Source organism: Nocardioides sp., assembly GCF_051876515.1.
Classification (GTDB): Bacteria; Actinomycetota; Actinomycetes; order Propionibacteriales; family Nocardioidaceae; genus Nocardioides.
In genome coordinates, this window is sequence record NZ_JBJEHY010000069.1 from 1 (window position 1) to 15,265 (window position 15,265).

The following is a 15,265-nucleotide window of genomic DNA, read 5'->3' on the forward strand; positions in this document are numbered from 1 at the left end:
GCGCAACGACCTCGAGCGCCGCGACGACCCGCTGCAGGCGTCCTTCGACCACTGCCTCAGCCCCGCCCGCGACCTGGCGGCCTACTGCCGGCGCCTGGGTCAGCCGTTCGGCTTCAACGTGGAGAGCGTCTCCAACCGGCGCGTCGAGATCGACGCGTCCGTGCGCCTGGCCGAGGAGCTGCGCGCGCTGCTGCGCTGAGGCCCTACCGGCTCGCGGCGGGCCTGTCTGCGGCCCCCTCCCGTCAAGTAACGCGCAGTTGTTCAGTGGTCACTCCCGCCATTGCACGGGTGACCACTGAACAACTGCGCGTTACTGCGGAGTGAGGGGACAGGGTGGCCGTACAAGCAGCGAGCCTCCCGGACCGTGGGTCCGGGAGGCTCGGTGAGGCGGGTCTGTTCAGGCGGGTCCGCTCAGGCGGTCAGGCCGCCCAGCTCGGCGAGGGCCTCGAGCTGCTCGACGTAGTGCGCGGCCGAGGTGGCCTGCACGTTGACGTTGACGACGGTCGCGCCGGCCTCGGTGAGCCGGGTCAGCGCCCGCAGGCAGCGGTCGCGGTCGCCGGTGGGGTCCACCGGGCGGCCCGGGCCGAGGACGACCTCGAAGTCCTCGGGCAGGTCCACCTTGGCGAGCATCTCGGCCAGCGCGTCCGCGCCCAGACCGAACGGCACCCAGCCGGTGCCGAGCTCGACCGCGCGGCGCAGGCTGCGCGGCGTACGACCGCCGATCCAGAACGGGACGGCGTCCTGCACGGCGTTGGGGGCGACCACGAGGTCGGAGAAGTCGAAGTGCTCGCCGTGGTGCTCCGGGGTGGTCGAGGCGAGACCGGCGCGCAGCGCGAGGAGCGCCTCGTCGGCGATGGCCCCGCGGCCGGCGAAGGTCGCGCCGAGGAGGTCGAACTCCTCCTCCAGGCTGCCGACGCCCAGGCCGAGGACCAGGCGACCGCCGCTGACGGTGTCGAGCGTGCCGTAACGCTTCGCGATCTCGAGCGGGTGGTGGTAGCCCAGCACCAGCACCTGCGTGGCCAGGCGGATGCGACGCGTCCGGGCGGCCAGGAAGCCCAGGGTGGCCAGCGGGTCCCAGTACGTGCCGCCGCGGTTGGCGGCGACCTCGGTGGGGACGGCGACGTGCTCGGAGCAGGTGAGGTGGTCGAAGCCGAGCCGGTCGGCGGCCTCGGCGATGGTGGCCAGGTCCTCGATGCCTGCGGTGCTCTCCCACTCGGAGTGGACCCCCGGCAGCAGGGTCACCACGGGGCTGGTCAGCCCAAGTCGCATGGCGGGCTCCTTTCGTCGTTCCCCATCAAAGCCGCTCGCAGCGGAGGCCGAGAGGTCTGGACCGATCACCGGAACCTCGCGGGCGCGTTCACGCGCGCCCGTGGCCGGTGACGTTCGTCACTGGACAACTGTCCATAGAATTCATTTCAGTTTTTCCTTCACATGTCGGAAACAGGCTGCTACATTCAAACTAGAATTTGTTTCAGTTGTGTGAACCGCGGAGGACACCATGACGGTTGCGCTGGACGCCGGACGGACCAAGACCCAGGGCCGCGAGCTGCCCCCGTCGATGGTCGAGCGGATGACACTGATCCTGGACGCCTTCGACCAGCCGACCAGCGTGCTCACGCTGGAGGACGTCGCCCGCGCCACGCACCTGCCGCGCTCCACGGCGCACCGGATCCTGCACCAGCTCGTCGGGCTGGAGTGGCTCGACCACACCAGCAACGGCTACCGCCTCGGCCGCCGCGCGCTGGGCGCCGGCGTGCGCGAGTCCGGCCACTCCGAGCTGCGCGCCGCCGCGGCCCCGCACCTGCACGAGCTCCTCATGCGCACCGGCGCCGTGGTCCACCTCGCCGTGCTCGAGGACGGCAAGGTGTCGTACCTCGACAAGGTCGGCGGCAGCTTCGCCCGTACGGTCCCCTCCCGCGTCGGCGGCGTCCAGCCGGCGTACTGCACCGCACTGGGCAAGGCGATGCTGGCCTGGCACGAGCCCAGCGACGTCGACATGCTGGTCGGTGGCGACCTGAGCCCCCGTACGGCCGCGACCATCGCCAACCTCGAGGCGCTCCACGCCGACCTGCACCGCATCCGCGCCCGCGGCGGCCTCGCCTTCGAGCGCGGCGAGGCCTTCCAGGGTCTGGCCTGTGCCGCCGCCGCGATCATGGGCCCCGACGGTCCGGTGGGCGCCCTGTCGGCCGTCGTGCCGGCCGAGAAGCCGCTCGAGCGCGTCGCCCCGCTGGTGGTGCACGCTGCCCGCGAGATCTCCCTGGAGCTGTTCGGCGAGCTGCCCACGCGCAAGCGCCGTCTCCGCTCCGTCGCGGCAGTGTGACAGGCTCACCGCCCGTGACGACTGTTGACGACATCAAGGAACTGACCACCGAGCAGGGTGTCCTGCGGTACTACGACGCCGGCCCCGCCGACGCGCCGCCGCTGCTCCTGCTGCACGGCTCCGGCCCCGGCGTGACCGGCTGGCGCAACTTCGGCGCCAACCTGCCGGCGCTCTCGCAGCACTTCCGCTGCCTGATCCTGGAGTTCCCCGGCTTCGGGGTCTCCGAGGCCACCAAGAAGCACCCGCTGGCCGCCGCGCTGCCCGCGACGATCGCGTTCCTCGACGCGCTGGGCCTCGACCAGGTCGACGTCATCGGCAACTCGATGGGCGGCATCGTCGGTACCCGGCTGGCGATCGCCCAGCCCGAGCGCGTACGCCGGTTGGTGACCGTGGGCGGCATGGGCCGCAACATCCTCTCCCCGTACCCGGGTGAGGGCCTGGTGCGCCTGCAGGAGTTCGTCGACGACCCGACCCGCGAGCGCCTCGTCCAGTGGCTGCACTCGATGGTGTTCAACCGCGACATCGTCACCGAGGAGATGATCGAGCAGCGCTGGGAGCAGGCCACCGAGCCGGCCACCCTGGCCTCCTCGCGCATGATGTACTCGCGCGCCGCGTTCGAGGCGATGGAGGCGTTCCAGGCCAAGAGCCCGGAGCCGCCGTACTGGGCCGAGCTGCACAAGATCTCCGCCGAGGTGCTCATCACCTGGGGCCGCGACGACCGCGTCAGCCCGATCGACATGGCGCTGCTGCCGATGCGGACCATCCCGCACGTCGAGCTGCACACGCTGCCCAACTGCGGCCACTGGGCCATGATCGAGCAGAAGGACGCCTGGGAGGCCACCGTGGTGTCCTTCCTGACCCGCTGACTCTGGCGTCCCACGCGCCCCACCCGTGTGTCGAAGTCCCCGCTCAGGCGGGGACTTCGACCATCTGTGGGGAAGTCCGACACGTTGTGGGGAACTCCGACAACAGGTGGGGGAGTCTGACCTGTTGTAGGGGTTGCAACGCCCACAACATGACGAAGTCCCCGCTCAGGCGGGGACTTCGACACATTGTAGGGAACTCCGACGGCGCACGCCGCCGGACCTCAGTGGCTCATCAGCATCTTCAGCACCGCGTCGGTCTTGGAGACCAGCTTGGCGCGGTCGAGGCGGCCGCGGACCTCGACCATCTTCTCGTTGCCGGGGACGATGTGGACGGGGCCGTTGGCAAGGTTCTCCAGACCCTCGTGGGCCACGTCGGCGGGCTCGGAGACGACCATGCCGGGCAGGTCGAAGTTGAGGCCGGCGCGCTCCATGGCGGGCGTACGGGTCACGCCGAGCACCAGGTGGAGGACGTCGACGCCGTACTCCTTGAGCTCGACCCACAGCCCCTCGGCGAAGATGCGGTTGAACGCCTTGGCGGCGCCGTAGATCGCCTCCGACGAGGAGCCGACGTACCCGGCGAGCGAGCCGGTGAGCAGGATGCCGCCGCGGCCGCGCTCCTTCATCGCGGGGGCGAAGTGGTGCACCAGCGCCAGCGGCACGGTGACGTTGAGGTCGATGACGCCCTGGTGGCCGGCGAGGTCGCCGGCGGTGAAGGCGTGGCCGTACGTGTTGGCGCCGGCGTTGAAGATCAGCAGGCCGACCTCGATGTCATCGGTGGCCGCGGCGATGGTCGCCATCGCGTCGGGCGCGAGCAGGTCGACGGCGACGGCGCGGGCCTCGACACCGCGCTCGCGGCAGGCCGCGGCGGTCTCCTCGAGGGGCCCGGGCTTGCGGGCGAGCAGCACGAGGTTGAAGCCGGCGTCGGCGAGCTGGGTGGCGAACTCGGCGCCCACGCCCTCGGAGCCGCCGGCGATGAGGGCCCACGGCCCGTAGGTGGTCAGGTCCGGCATGTGCGCCTCTTCTCTCGTACGACGGTGGACCCGGGCGTCGGGTCCACCCACCTGTCTATCCCCGCACGCGGGGAGGGGTGACCTGAGGCTCCCGGTCACCGGGAGATCCCGCCGGCCTCCCGCTCATCGGTACTGGTCGGTAGGGCGCGGGGCCGTGGTGACAATATGCGCTGCGTCACATCGGCGGCACCGTGCCGCGCAGGGGAGAGAGCACATGCCACGAATCGCCGAGCACCGGGCGCCGGCCGAGCCGACCACGCCCGAGCAGCACGAGCGGGTCAAGCGGATCCTGCGGGCCGCGGCCCGCGAGGGTGCCACCAAGGGCTTCGAGGGCGCGCAGATGACCGACGTGGCCAAGAAGGCCGGCGTCGCCATCGCGACCCTGTACCGCTACTTCCCCTCCAAGCACGCGCTGTTCGCCGCGGTCATGCGCGACCGGGTGGAGCTGATGTACGACGTGGTTCCGGACATGCGCACCACCTCGCGCACCGCGTCGGTCGCCAACCTGCTCGTCCACGCCGGCGAGCAGCTGCTGGCGGCCCCGCAGCTGGCGCGGGCCATGATGACGGCCAACAACACCCCGTCGGACGACCCGTACGTCATGGTGACCTCCGTCTTCCAGGGCCTGCTGTGCTCGGCGGCCGGGGTGGAGCAGCCGACCCACGAGGAGATGCGCATGGTGCGCATCGTCGAGCAGACCTGGTACGGCATCGTCATCACGGCCCTCAACGGCGTGATCACGGTCGACGAGGCGCACCGCGACACCGTCACGGCCACCAAGCTCCTGCTCGGCGGCCTGTGGGACTGACCCGCTCCCGATGAGCGGAAAGCCGGTGTGGTGCAGGTCTCAGTGACCCGTACCGTCCCTGTCATGGACACCACTCGCACCGTCGCCGTGACCGGCGCAGCCTCCGGCATCGGCAAGGCGACCGCGGAGCTCCTCCGCGCCCGCGGGGACCGCGTGATCGACGTCGACCTGCGCGACGCCACCGTCACCGCGGACCTGTCCACGCAGGAGGGGCGCGACCACGCCGTCGCCGAGATCCTCCGCCTGAGCGACGGTGTCCTCGACGGGCTCGTCACCTGCGCCGGCACCTCACAGCCGTCGACGCTCATGGTGCGCATCAACTACTTCGGCACGACCCGCCTCGTGGAGGCGCTGCAGCCGGCGCTCGCCGCGTCGCCCGCGGGCCGGGTCGCGATCGTCGCCTCGCTCGCCTCCACCCAGGGCCGCGACGACGCCCTCGTCGAGGCCTGCCTGGCCGACGACGAGGACGCCGCGGTGGCCCGCGCCGGCGAGCTCGAGGCCAGCCACCCGCACCCGTACGTCATCTACCCCAGCTCCAAGTGGGCCGTGGCCCGCTGGGCCCGTCGCACCGCGGTGGCCCCGGGCTGGGCGGACCAGGGCATCACCGTCAACGCGGTCGGCCCGGGCGTGGTCCGTACGCCGATGACCGACGGCCTCTTCGCCGACCCGGCGATGAAGGAGGTCATGGACGCGGCGATGCCGTCGCCGCTGGGGTACGCCCAGCCGGAGGCGATCGGGGCCGTCCTCGGCTTCCTGGTCAGCGCCGAGGCCTCCAACGTGACCGGCCAGCTGCTCTTCGTGGACAGCGGCGCCGACGCGACGGTCCGCCCCGACATCTCGATCTGAACCGCCCGACACTCCTGAACAGCGTGACCGCGTCACCGCACCTCCCGGCGGTGGCGCACACCCGGCACCAGTGGCCGGGTCCCGGCGAGGACGCCCTCGCCCACCTCTTCCCTCCCGCGACGACCTGAGGAATCCTCCCGTCATGATCCTGCTTCCTCGCTGCCCACGCGGCGCGGCCGACCTCCGGACGCGCGTGTGAACCTGCGCGCCGGGGCCACCCGGCTGATCGAACTCGTGCTCGTGCTCTTCCTGGTGAGCCTCGGGGTGTTCTTCATGGTCACCCTGATCCCGGGTGACCCCGCCGTGGCGATCCTCGGCAGCGGCAAGCCGCCGGAGATGTACGAGGCGCTGCGCCAGGAGCTCGGTCTCGACGACCCGTTCCTGACCCGCTACATGGACTGGCTCGGTGCCCTCCTCCAGGGTGACCTGGGGCAGTCGATCGTGCCGCCGCAGCCCGACGTGGTCGACCGCATCGCGGCCGCCCTGCCGGTCAGCCTCCAGCTCGCCACCATGGGTCTGGCGATGGCGCTGGTCATCGCGCTGCCGCTGGCCATGATCGCCGCCGCCAAGCCCGGCGGTGCCGTCGACCGGCTGATCAGTGCCTCGATGTTCGGCCTGCTGTCCGTGCCGTCGTTCCTCAGCGGTCTGCTGCTCATCATGCTGCTGGTCAACGAGCTCGGCATCTTCCCGCGCTCGCAGTGGGTACGCCTCAGCGACTCCTTCAGCGGCAACCTGGAGCACGCCATCCTCCCGGCGCTGGTGATCGCGCTCAGCGAGGTCGCCGTCTTCACCCGTATCCTGCGCAACGACCTCGTGGTCACGCTGCAGGAGGACTTCGTCCTCGCCTCGCGGGCCAAGGGGATGCCGTCGTGGCGGGTCATGGTGGGCGACGCCCTGCGTCCCTCGTCCTTCACCCTGGTGACGGTGCTGGGCATCAGCACCGGCCGCCTGATCGGCTCGACGGTCGTCGTCGAGTACCTCTTCTCCCTGCCCGGCATGGGGTCCTTGGTGGTCTCCGCGGCCCAGAACGGGGACTTCCCCGTGGTCCAGGGCGCGGTGCTGGTGATCGCGTTCATCTACGTGGTCGTCAACTCGCTCATCGACCTCTCGTACGGCCTGATCGACCCGAGGACGCGACGTGTACACGCCTGACGCCAACCACCTGCGCGGAACCGCGCGCACCCGCCGCCAGATGCTCCTCGACGGCCTGGTCCGCCTCGTCGTCGGGATCGTGCTGGTCGTCCTGTCCGTGACCGTCCTGCCGTCCCTGGTGATGCCGGTGGCCCTGGTGGCCGGTGTCGTCGTGGCGTACGCCGGTGTCAGCCGGCTGCTGTGGGGCTGGCGCCAGGAGAAGGTCGACCTGCTGCCCGTCCTGTGCACGATCTGGCTGGTCGGCCTGGCCGCGGCCGCGCTGCTCGCGCCGTGGCTGCCGCTGGCGGAGGGCCGCAACGCGACCATCGCGCTGACCGAGCCGATCTACCAGCGTCCGCTGGAGGCCGAGGGGCACCTGCTGGGCACCAACGGCGCCGGTCTCGACATGCTGGCCCGCGCCATCTTCGGCGCCCGGGCCTCGCTGGTCATCTCGCTCTCCGCGGTCGCCATCGGTGTCGTCGTCGGCGGTCTCGTCGGTGTCGTCGCGGGCTACTTCCGCGGGGGCACGGACCGCACCATCAGCATCCTCACCAACGCGGTGCTCTCGGTGCCGCCGCTGATCCTGCTGGTGGCGCTCGCCTCGATCCTCGACCCGACGATGCGCAACATGGCGTTGGCGCTGTCGCTGCTGACGATCCCGAGCATGGTGCGCATCGCGCGCGCCAACTCGATCGCCTTCGCCCAGCGCGAGTTCGTGATGGCCGCCCGCGCCATCGGTGCGTCGAAGTGGCGCGTGATGCTGCGCGAGCTGGTGCCCAACGTCGCGCTGCCGCTGATGTCGATGGCGATGGTGACCATCTCGGCGCTCATCGTGGCCGAGTCGTCGCTGTCCTTCCTCGGTCTGGGCATCCCGCAGCCCGAGCCGACCTGGGGGAACATGATCTCCGAGGCGCAGGCGGGCGACACGATGCAGGAGCACCCGTTCATCGTCATCGTCCCGGGCCTGTTCCTCTTCCTGACCGTCTTCTCCTTCAACCTGTTGGGCGAGAAGGCCCAGCGCCACTGGGACCCGAGGAGCGCGAAGCTGTGACCACTCCACTGCTGGAGGTCACCGACCTCCGTACGACCTTCCACACCCCCCGCGGTGACGTCGCCGCCGTCGACGGCGTCTCCCTGAGCCTGGCGCCCGGTGAGACCCTCGGCATCGTCGGTGAGTCCGGCTCGGGCAAGTCCGTGCTGGGTCGCACCCTGATGGGCCTCATCACCCAGGGGCCGACCACCACCGTGACCGGCAGCGTCAAGCTGGCCGGGCAGGACGTCCACGCGATGACGGCCAAGCAGCGCCGCACGCTGTGGGGCCCGACGGTGGCGATGGTCTTCCAGGACCCGATGACCTCGCTGAACCCGGTCAAGAAGGTCGGTACGCACCTGACCGAGGCCCTGCGGCTGCAGCTCAAGCTGGACCGCAAGGCCGCCCGTGAGCGGGCCACCGAGCTGCTGCGCCAGGTCGGGATCCCCGAGCCGGCCCGCCGCCTCGACCAGTACCCGCACGAGCTGTCCGGCGGCATGCGCCAGCGCGTGGTGATCGCGATGGCGCTGGCCTGCGACCCGCAGCTGCTCATCGCCGACGAGCCCACCACCGCGCTCGACGTGACCGTGCAGAAGCAGATCCTGGACCTGCTGGCGCAGCTGTCCCAGGAGCGTCAGATGGCGATCATCCTGGTCAGCCACGACCTCGGTGCCGTCGCCGGTCGTACGGACCGCACCCAGGTGATGTACGCGGGGCGCGTCGTGGAGACCTCCGCGACGGCTGAGGTGTTCGGCTCCCCGCTGCACCCGTACTCGGACGCCCTGCTGGCCTCCATCCCGCAGCTCGACGCGGCGCCGCACAGCCGGCTCCGTGCGATCGAGGGACGCCCGCCGAACATGGCGTCCCCGCCGCCCGGGTGCCGCTTCGCGCCCCGGTGCGCCCGTGCGGACGACCTGTGCCGCACCGAGATGCCGCAGCTGCGCGACCCGCGGCCCGGCGGTGGCGCCGTGCCGCACACGGCGGCCTGCCACCTTCCGCTGCTGGACGGGCGCATCCCCGTCGGCGCCCCCGTCACCGAGGAGGACCACTGATGGCCGGCACCGGTACGTCGCACCTGCGCCCTGACGCCGACACGGTGCTCAGCGTCAACGACCTCGTCGTCGAGTTCCCGGTCGGCCGCAAGGCGATCGTGCACGCGGTCTCGGGCCTCGACTTCGACCTGCTGCCCGGCGAGACGCTCGGCATCCTGGGCGAGTCGGGCTGCGGCAAGTCCACGGCCGGCAAGGCCGTCATGCAGCTGCCGCCGCCCACCAGCGGCACGGTCACCTTCGACGACGTCGACCTGACCGGCCTCAAGGGTGGCGAGCTTCGCCGCCGCCGTTCGCGGCTGCAGATGATCATGCAGGACCCGGTCTCGTCGCTGAACCCGCGCCGCAAGGTCAAGGACCTGGTCGCCGAGGGCCTGGGCGTGTGGGGCTTCGACCCCGCCGACCACGACGGCAAGGACAAGGACACCGTCGTGCGCGAGCTGCTCGCCGCGGTGGGACTGGAGCCGGACGTCGTGTGGGACCGCCGTCCCCACGAGCTGTCCGGTGGTCAGTGCCAGCGCGTGTGCATCGCCCGCGCCCTGATGCTGCGTCCCAAGGTCATCATCTGCGACGAGCCCGTCTCCAGCCTCGACGTGTCGGTGCAGGCGCAGATCCTCAACCTGCTCGAGGACACCAAGGAGACCTTCGGCGTCTCGATGGTCTTCATCGCCCACGACGTGTCGGTGGTCAAGAACATCTCCGACCGCGTGATGGTGCTCTACCTGGGCAAGATCTGCGAGGTCATCGGCTCCGACGAGATGCACCTGAAGGCGCGCCACCCGTACACGCGGATGCTGCTGTCCTCGATCCCGGGCGAGGAGGACAAGGTCGACTCGTCGCTGGACTTCTCCTCGGCCACCGCGACCGAGCTGCCGTCCCCGCTGGCGCCGCCGTCGGGCTGCCGGTTCCGTACGCGGTGCCCGCTGGCCACCGACCTGTGCGCCGAGCAGGAGCCGGTGCTGCGCGAGATCGCCCCCGGTCAGTCGGTCGCCTGCCACCACGCGGAGGTCTGAGATGTCGTTCACCTCGTACGACGCGGTCGGTCTGGCCGCGGCGATCCGGTCGGGCGAGCTGAGTGCCCGGGAGGCCACCGAGGCCGCCATCGAGCGGATCGAGGAGCTCAACCCGACGCTCAACGCGGTCGTGGGCACCCGGTACGAGGAGGCGCTGGCCGAGGTCGACGCCGGCCTGCCGCAGGGGCCACTCACCGGCGTCCCGACCCTGGTGAAGACGTTGGGTGCCGACGTCGCCGGTCTGCCGACCACGCGCGGCAGCCGGCTGTGGGCCGACGACGTCAAGACCGAGGACTCCGAGATCGTCCGCCGGATGAAGGCGGCCGGCATGGTCGTCCTCGGCACCACCAACACCCCCGAGCTCGGCAAGAGCGCCTCCACCGAGCCGGTGCTGCACGGGCCGACGCCGAACCCGCGCGACCTGACCCGGTCGGCCGGCGGTTCGAGCGGCGGGTCGGCGGTCGCGGTGGCGACGGGCATGGTGCCGGTGGCCCACGCCAACGACGGCGGCGGCTCGATCCGGATCCCGGCGGCGGCCAACGGCCTGTTCGGGATCAAGCCCTCGCGCGGCCGGGTGCCGAACTTCCCCAACCCCATGGCGTTCTCGAACCTCACCTCGGCCCAGCTGGCCGTGAGCCGTACGGTCCGCGACAGCGCCGCCATGCTGGACGCCCTGTCGGGCAACCTGCCCGGCGACGTCTTCGGTTTCGGGGTGCGCGAGCCGGGCGCCACGACGTTCGTCGACGCTCTGGGCCGCGAGCCGGGTCGGCTGCGCGTCGGGCTGGTGACCGCGCTGGTCAACGGCCCCGACGTCGACCCCGAGCTGGTGGAGGCCACCCGCAGTGCCGCGAAGGTGCTGGAGGGGCTGGGGCACGAGGTCGTGGAGATCACGGCCCCGTGGGACACCGCCTCCTCGATGGCGGCCAGCGGCCTGCTCATGGGCGCCTCGCTGACCACGACGGTCCAGAAGCGTCTGGCCGAGCTGGGGCGCGAGCTGCGTGAGGACGACCTCGAGCCGTTCACCCGCGCGATGCTCGACTTCTACGGCACCCTCACCGGCGCCCAGGTGGCCGAGGCGCTCGCCGGGGTGGAGCAGCTTTCGTGGAACGTTGCCCAGGTGTACGACACTGTGGACGTGATGCTCACCCCGACCCTGTGCGTGAAGGTCCCCGAGCTGGGGTTCCTCGACATGCAGCGCCCCGAGACCCTGTGGGAGCGCGGCACGATGCTGTCCGGCTTCACCGGCGTCTTCAACGTCACCGGTGCACCGGCGATGTCCCTGCCGCACGGCACCGACAGCAACGGGCTGCCGATCGGCGTGCACGTGGTCGGACCGCTCGGTTCCGAGGCCCGGCTGCTGTCGCTGGCCGCGCAGTTCGAGGCCGCCGCGCCGTGGGAGCTGGTGGCGAGCGTTGACCGCTGACGACGCGGCCCGGCCCAGCGACGTGCTGGACGGGCTCGCGGACGTGCGCCGGGTCTTCTTCTCCTTCCCGGAGGTGACCGACCCGGCGCGCCACGGCGACTACAACGCCTGGCACCAGTTCGACCACCTGCCGCAGAACCTGGCGCTGCCCGGAGTGCGGCACGGCCAGCGGTGGGTCCGTACGCCCGCGCTGGGCGCGGCCGCCCACGTCGGTGACGACGAGCTGGCCGCCGACCTCGACGCCGCGCACTACGTCGCCATGTACTGGTTCGCCCAGCCGACTCACGCCTCCGTCAAGGAGTGGTTCCGGCTCGGCTCGCGCACCGGCGAGGTGGGGCGCCGTCCCGACCTCGACTGGACGCGCCGCCGCTTCACCGGCTTCTTCACCCCGGTCGACTCGGCCGTGGGATCCGACGTCCTCGTCACCGTGGGCGCGGTGCCGCTGCTGCCGCACGCGGGCCTCCTGGTCGACGTGTCCCGGACCGGCGGGGCCGGCGGCACGGACCTCGCCGTCGCGGACCTGACCGCGCTGCCAGGCGTCCTGGGGGCGTACGCCTTCGAGGGCCTCGACGCCTCGGCAGGGCTGCGCGTGACCCTGGCCTGGGTCTCCGAGGACCCCGCCGCGGTGGCCGCTCTCGCGCCCCCTCCGAGCCACGGGACGCTGCTGCGTACGGCCGTGGAGGTCGTCACGCCCGGCCGGTGGGACTGGTTCGACGCGTGAGCACCCTGCTCCTGGTGGCGGGCGTCTTCGTCCTGGCCGGGGCGGTGCAGGCGCTGTCCGGCTTCGGCGCCGCCCTCGTCGCGGTCCCGCTGCTGGCGATGGTGCTCGGCCCGGCCGAGGCCGTCGTGCTCAGCGTCCTCGTCGGTCTCGTGCAGTCCTCGTACGCCGCGGTGCGCGAGCGTGAGCACGTCGAGAGGCGTACGGCCGTGAGCCTGTTGGGGTGGGCGTTGCCGGCGCTCCCGCTCGGACTGGTCGTGCTCCAGGTTGCCTCCGAGGCGACCGTCTCGTTGCTGGTCGGCGCGGTGGTCGTGGTGGCGGCGCTCCTGCTGGGTGCCGGAGCGCGGTTGCCCGAGGGCCGGCTCTCCCTCGGCGTGGCCGGGGCGGCGAGCGGCGTGCTGCTCACCTCGACCGGCCTCAACGGTCCGCCGTTGGTGATCGCGATGGCGGGACGGCGTGACGCCTCGCCCCGCGCCGTACGGGCGACCCTGCAGGCCGTCTTCGCGGTGCAGGACGTGGTGGCCCTGGCCGGGTTCGCCGTCCTCGGTCTGCTGTCGGTGGACCTCGTCCCGGCGGCGGTCGCGGGCGTGGTCGGGATCCAGCTGGGCTGGCTCCTGGGAGGTCTGGGTTTCCGGCGTCTCTCGCGCCGCGGCTTCGAGCGGGTCGTACGGGCGGTGCTGCTGGCCACGGGGCTCAGCGCGACGGTGGCCGCGCTGCGCTGAGTGATCCCGGTCACCGGATGGGTGGTTCCCCCGGCGACCGCCGGGTCGCAGGATGTGGCCATGGACACGTTGCAGGGCAAGGTCGCGCTGGTCACCGGCGCCGGTCAGGGAGTGGGGCAGGGCATCGCGCTCGCCCTGGCCTCCGAGGGCGTCAACATCGCCGCGGTGGGCCGCACGCTGTCGAAGGTCGAGGAGACCTGCGTGCTGCTCCGCGAGCGCGGGGTGAAGGCCCAGGCGTTCGAGCTCGACGTGCTCAAGACGGAGTCGATCCCGGCGCTGGTGGAGGACGTCGTCGCGGCGATGGGCGGCGTCGACATCCTGATCAACAACGCCTACTCCGGCAACCTCGGCAAGCTGGCCGACATGTCGGACCGTGAGTTCCAGAAGGGCTTCGTCTCGGGCCCGTTCGCGGCGTTCGCGTTCATGAAGGCCTGCTACCCGCACATGAAGGCGGCCGGCGCCGGCGAGATCGTCAACATCGTCACCTCGGCCATGGTCCGCTGGGACCCCACCGACTACGGCGCGTACGCCGCCGCCAAGCAGGCGCTGCGCTCGTTGACCCGTACGGCCGCCTCCGAGTGGGCCAAGGACGGGATCCGCGCCAACAACGTCGCCCCGCACGCCCTCTCGCCCGCCCTGAAGTGGTGGACCGAGAACCGCCCCGAGGAGGCCGCCGAGTTCATCGCCGGCATCCCGGCGGGCCGCATCGGTGAGTGCGAGGACGACATCGGTCGCGCCGTCGCCGCCCTGGTCGGCCCCTCGATGCAGTACATGACCGGCGCCACGCTGCCCCTCGACGGCGGCCAGGCGTACTTCGGCTGAGGCCGAAGCAGAAGGCACTTCGGCTGAGGCCGACCAGAAGGCACAGCGGCTGAGGCCGAAGCAGAGCACAACGGCAGGACAGGAGCACGGAGATGGGTCGTCTGCAGGACAAGGTTGCGGTGGTCACGGGCGGTGCCGGCGGCATCGGCCGGGCGGTCGTGGGCGCGTACGTCGCCGAGGGCGCCCGCGTCGTGGTCGTCGACCGCGTCGCGGAGGCGGGGGAGCGTACGGTCGCCGAGCTGGGCGACGCCGTCTCGTTCGTCTGCGGTGACGTGGCCGAGCGTGCGGTGGCCGAGGAGGCCTTCGCCGTCGCGGTGGAGAAGTACGGCACGCCGTCGATCCTGGTGACCTGCGCGCAGGGGTCGGTGCAGAAGCCGTTCATGGAGCAGGACATGGCGGACCTCGACGTGGCGCTCGACTCCGGGCTGCGCCAGACCTTCAACTTCCTCCAGGTGGCCTACCCGCACCTCAAGGAGACGCAGGGGTCGGCGATCACGTTCGCGACCGCCGCGGGCATCAAGGGGATGCCGACGCAGTCGACGTACGCGGCGGCCAAGGAGGGCATCCGTGGTCTGAGCCGCGTGGTGTCGACCGAGTGGGCGCCGGACCAGATCCGCGTCAACACGGTCTGCCCGGTCGCGGAGACCGAGGGCGTGAAGGCGTGGAAGGAGGCGTTCCCCGACGCGTACGCGGCCACGGCACGCGCCAACCCGATGGGCCGCTTCGGTGACCCCGACTCCGACGTCGCCCCGGTGCTGGTCTTCCTGGCCAGCGACGACTCCAAGTACGTCACCGGGCAGACGATCTCGGTGGACGGCGGATCGACGAAGATCTACTGATCGGCCACACCTGCCCGTCCGGCCGCGTAGGTTCGTCAGATGGCGGGTGGGTGGTTGCCGTGGAGCGCGGCGTCGTTGGTGAGCGGAGCCGTGCTCATGGTGCTCGGCGCGCTCACGCTGCCGCTGGGCGGGTCGATGCACGACGTCCTCGCCTCGACCGCCGACGAGCCCGGCCGGTGGAACCTCGGCGCCGGCGCCATGCTGCTCGCCTCGCTCGGGCTGAGCCTGGGCGTCCCGACGGTGCTGTCCCTCACGTCCTCGAGCACGCGCCGGCTGGGCCTGCTGGGGGCGTGGGTGTGGTCGATCGGCACGATCGGGCTGGCCGGGGTCGCGGCGCTCGGGCTCGGGTTCCAGGCCGTGGGGACACGGCTGGACCTCTCGACCGAGGAGGCGACGCACCTGGTCACCGACCCCGGTCTGCTGCTGCTGGTGCAGGGCGTCGGGCTGGCCTTCCACGGTGGTGAGCTGATGGTGGCCGTCGCGCTGCTGCGCGCCCGTCGGGTGCCGCTCTGGGCGCCGACGCTGATGATCGTGCACGCGGTCACGACCCCGCTCATGCTGACCTTCCCGCACGAGTGGCGGGGGATGCACACGGTGCTGCTCGGGGGCGCCCTGATGGGGCTCGCCATGGCCGCCAGTGAGACCTGGGCCACATCCAGGCGCTAGAA

General features: G+C 71.7%; 16 protein-coding genes and 1 pseudogene. 15 read left to right on the forward strand and 2 right to left on the reverse strand.

The annotated features are described in order from the left end of the window. Positions 1 to 199 (forward strand): annotated as a pseudogene (locus ACI379_RS04365) (5,10-methylenetetrahydrofolate reductase); the annotation flags it as partial. A gap of 212 nt (positions 200 to 411) precedes the next feature. Here the strand turns inward: ACI379_RS04365 and ACI379_RS04370 are convergent. Beyond that, the gene (locus ACI379_RS04370; protein ID WP_439790843.1) at positions 412 to 1,269 is read right to left on the reverse strand and encodes an LLM class F420-dependent oxidoreductase; all 858 of its coding nucleotides are present in this window, start codon (positions 1,267 to 1,269) and stop codon (positions 412 to 414) included. 229 nt (positions 1,270 to 1,498) lie between these two features. On the opposite strand from ACI379_RS04370, the gene ACI379_RS04375 reads away from it, so the two are divergent. Together ACI379_RS04375 and ACI379_RS04380 are read left to right on the forward strand one after the other, a co-directional pair. After that, positions 1,499 to 2,320: an IclR family transcriptional regulator gene (locus tag ACI379_RS04375; RefSeq protein ID WP_439790844.1), complete on the forward strand. Its 822-nt coding sequence runs from the start codon at positions 1,499 to 1,501 to the stop codon at positions 2,318 to 2,320. A 14-nt stretch (positions 2,321 to 2,334) separates the two neighbouring features. Next, the gene (locus ACI379_RS04380) at positions 2,335 to 3,186 is read left to right on the forward strand and encodes an alpha/beta fold hydrolase (RefSeq protein WP_439790845.1); all 852 of its coding nucleotides are present in this window, start codon (positions 2,335 to 2,337) and stop codon (positions 3,184 to 3,186) included. 221 nt (positions 3,187 to 3,407) lie between these two features. On the opposite strand, the gene ACI379_RS04385 is transcribed toward ACI379_RS04380, so the two are convergent. Continuing rightward, entirely contained in the window at positions 3,408 to 4,196 is a 789-nt protein-coding gene (locus tag ACI379_RS04385) for an SDR family NAD(P)-dependent oxidoreductase (RefSeq protein ID WP_439790846.1), read from the reverse strand. A gap of 214 nt (positions 4,197 to 4,410) precedes the next feature. Here ACI379_RS04385 and ACI379_RS04390 point away from each other — a divergent pair, with 214 nt between their 5' ends. The 12 genes from ACI379_RS04390 to ACI379_RS04445 all read left to right on the forward strand — a co-directional run bounded on the left by ACI379_RS04390 (position 4,411) and on the right by ACI379_RS04445 (position 15,263). Next, entirely contained in the window at positions 4,411 to 5,004 is a 594-nt protein-coding gene (locus tag ACI379_RS04390) for a TetR family transcriptional regulator (protein WP_439790847.1), read from the forward strand. 63 nt (positions 5,005 to 5,067) lie between these two features. After that, on the forward strand, positions 5,068 to 5,850 hold the full coding sequence (locus ACI379_RS04395) for an SDR family oxidoreductase (protein ID WP_439790848.1): 783 nt from the start codon (positions 5,068 to 5,070) through the stop codon (positions 5,848 to 5,850). A 195-nt stretch (positions 5,851 to 6,045) separates the two neighbouring features. After that, positions 6,046 to 7,002, forward strand: coding sequence for an ABC transporter permease (locus ACI379_RS04400; protein WP_439790849.1), 957 nt, complete (start codon positions 6,046 to 6,048; stop codon positions 7,000 to 7,002). Then, entirely contained in the window at positions 6,989 to 8,032 is a 1,044-nt protein-coding gene (locus tag ACI379_RS04405; protein WP_439790850.1) for an ABC transporter permease, read from the forward strand. Before ACI379_RS04400 ends, ACI379_RS04405 begins: the two co-directional genes overlap by 14 nt. Beyond that, entirely contained in the window at positions 8,029 to 9,063 is a 1,035-nt protein-coding gene (locus ACI379_RS04410) for an ABC transporter ATP-binding protein (RefSeq protein ID WP_439790851.1), read from the forward strand. Before ACI379_RS04405 ends, ACI379_RS04410 begins: the two co-directional genes overlap by 4 nt. After that, positions 9,063 to 10,073 (forward strand): ABC transporter ATP-binding protein, encoded by a 1,011-nt coding sequence (locus ACI379_RS04415; RefSeq protein ID WP_439790852.1) that lies wholly within the window; start codon positions 9,063 to 9,065, stop codon positions 10,071 to 10,073. The genes ACI379_RS04410 and ACI379_RS04415 overlap by 1 nt, the downstream gene beginning before the upstream one ends. A 1-nt stretch (position 10,074) precedes the next feature. After that, on the forward strand, positions 10,075 to 11,496 hold the full coding sequence (locus tag ACI379_RS04420) for an amidase (RefSeq protein WP_439790853.1): 1,422 nt from the start codon (positions 10,075 to 10,077) through the stop codon (positions 11,494 to 11,496). Continuing rightward, the gene (locus tag ACI379_RS04425; protein WP_439790854.1) at positions 11,486 to 12,217 is read left to right on the forward strand and encodes a hypothetical protein; all 732 of its coding nucleotides are present in this window, start codon (positions 11,486 to 11,488) and stop codon (positions 12,215 to 12,217) included. The genes ACI379_RS04420 and ACI379_RS04425 overlap by 11 nt, the downstream gene beginning before the upstream one ends. Continuing rightward, the gene (locus ACI379_RS04430; protein ID WP_439790855.1) at positions 12,214 to 12,936 is read left to right on the forward strand and encodes a TSUP family transporter; all 723 of its coding nucleotides are present in this window, start codon (positions 12,214 to 12,216) and stop codon (positions 12,934 to 12,936) included. The genes ACI379_RS04425 and ACI379_RS04430 overlap by 4 nt, the downstream gene beginning before the upstream one ends. 60 nt (positions 12,937 to 12,996) lie before the next feature. After that, positions 12,997 to 13,758, forward strand: coding sequence for an SDR family NAD(P)-dependent oxidoreductase (locus tag ACI379_RS04435; RefSeq protein WP_439790856.1), 762 nt, complete (start codon positions 12,997 to 12,999; stop codon positions 13,756 to 13,758). Positions 13,759 to 13,850: 92 nt separating this feature from the next. After that, positions 13,851 to 14,597 (forward strand): SDR family NAD(P)-dependent oxidoreductase, encoded by a 747-nt coding sequence (locus ACI379_RS04440; RefSeq protein WP_439790857.1) that lies wholly within the window; start codon positions 13,851 to 13,853, stop codon positions 14,595 to 14,597. Positions 14,598 to 14,675: 78 nt separating this feature from the next. After that, positions 14,676 to 15,263 carry a hypothetical protein gene (locus ACI379_RS04445; protein ID WP_439790858.1) on the forward strand — a complete coding sequence of 196 codons (588 nt, stop codon included), beginning with the start codon at positions 14,676 to 14,678 and terminating at the stop codon, positions 15,261 to 15,263. The last annotated feature ends 2 nt before the right edge of the window (positions 15,264 to 15,265 follow it).

What these genes read in the sequence shown, in the direction of transcription:
- ACI379_RS04435 (WP_439790856.1), top strand. Translation starts at nt 12,997, where the DNA reads ATGGACACGTTGCAGGGCAAGGTCGCGCTGGTCACCGGCGCCGGTCAG.
- ACI379_RS04420 (WP_439790853.1), top strand. Translation starts at nt 10,075, where the DNA reads ATGTCGTTCACCTCGTACGACGCGGTCGGTCTGGCCGCGGCGATCCGG.
- ACI379_RS04395 (WP_439790848.1), top strand. Translation starts at nt 5,068, where the DNA reads ATGGACACCACTCGCACCGTCGCCGTGACCGGCGCAGCCTCCGGCATC.
- ACI379_RS04440 (WP_439790857.1), top strand. Translation starts at nt 13,851, where the DNA reads ATGGGTCGTCTGCAGGACAAGGTTGCGGTGGTCACGGGCGGTGCCGGC.
- ACI379_RS04370 (WP_439790843.1), bottom strand. Translation starts at nt 1,269, where the DNA reads ATGCGACTTGGGCTGACCAGCCCCGTGGTGACCCTGCTGCCGGGGGTC.
- ACI379_RS04375 (WP_439790844.1), top strand. Translation starts at nt 1,499, where the DNA reads ATGACGGTTGCGCTGGACGCCGGACGGACCAAGACCCAGGGCCGCGAG.
- ACI379_RS04390 (WP_439790847.1), top strand. Translation starts at nt 4,411, where the DNA reads ATGCCACGAATCGCCGAGCACCGGGCGCCGGCCGAGCCGACCACGCCC.
- ACI379_RS04385 (WP_439790846.1), bottom strand. Translation starts at nt 4,196, where the DNA reads ATGCCGGACCTGACCACCTACGGGCCGTGGGCCCTCATCGCCGGCGGC.
- ACI379_RS04415 (WP_439790852.1), top strand. Translation starts at nt 9,063, where the DNA reads ATGGCCGGCACCGGTACGTCGCACCTGCGCCCTGACGCCGACACGGTG.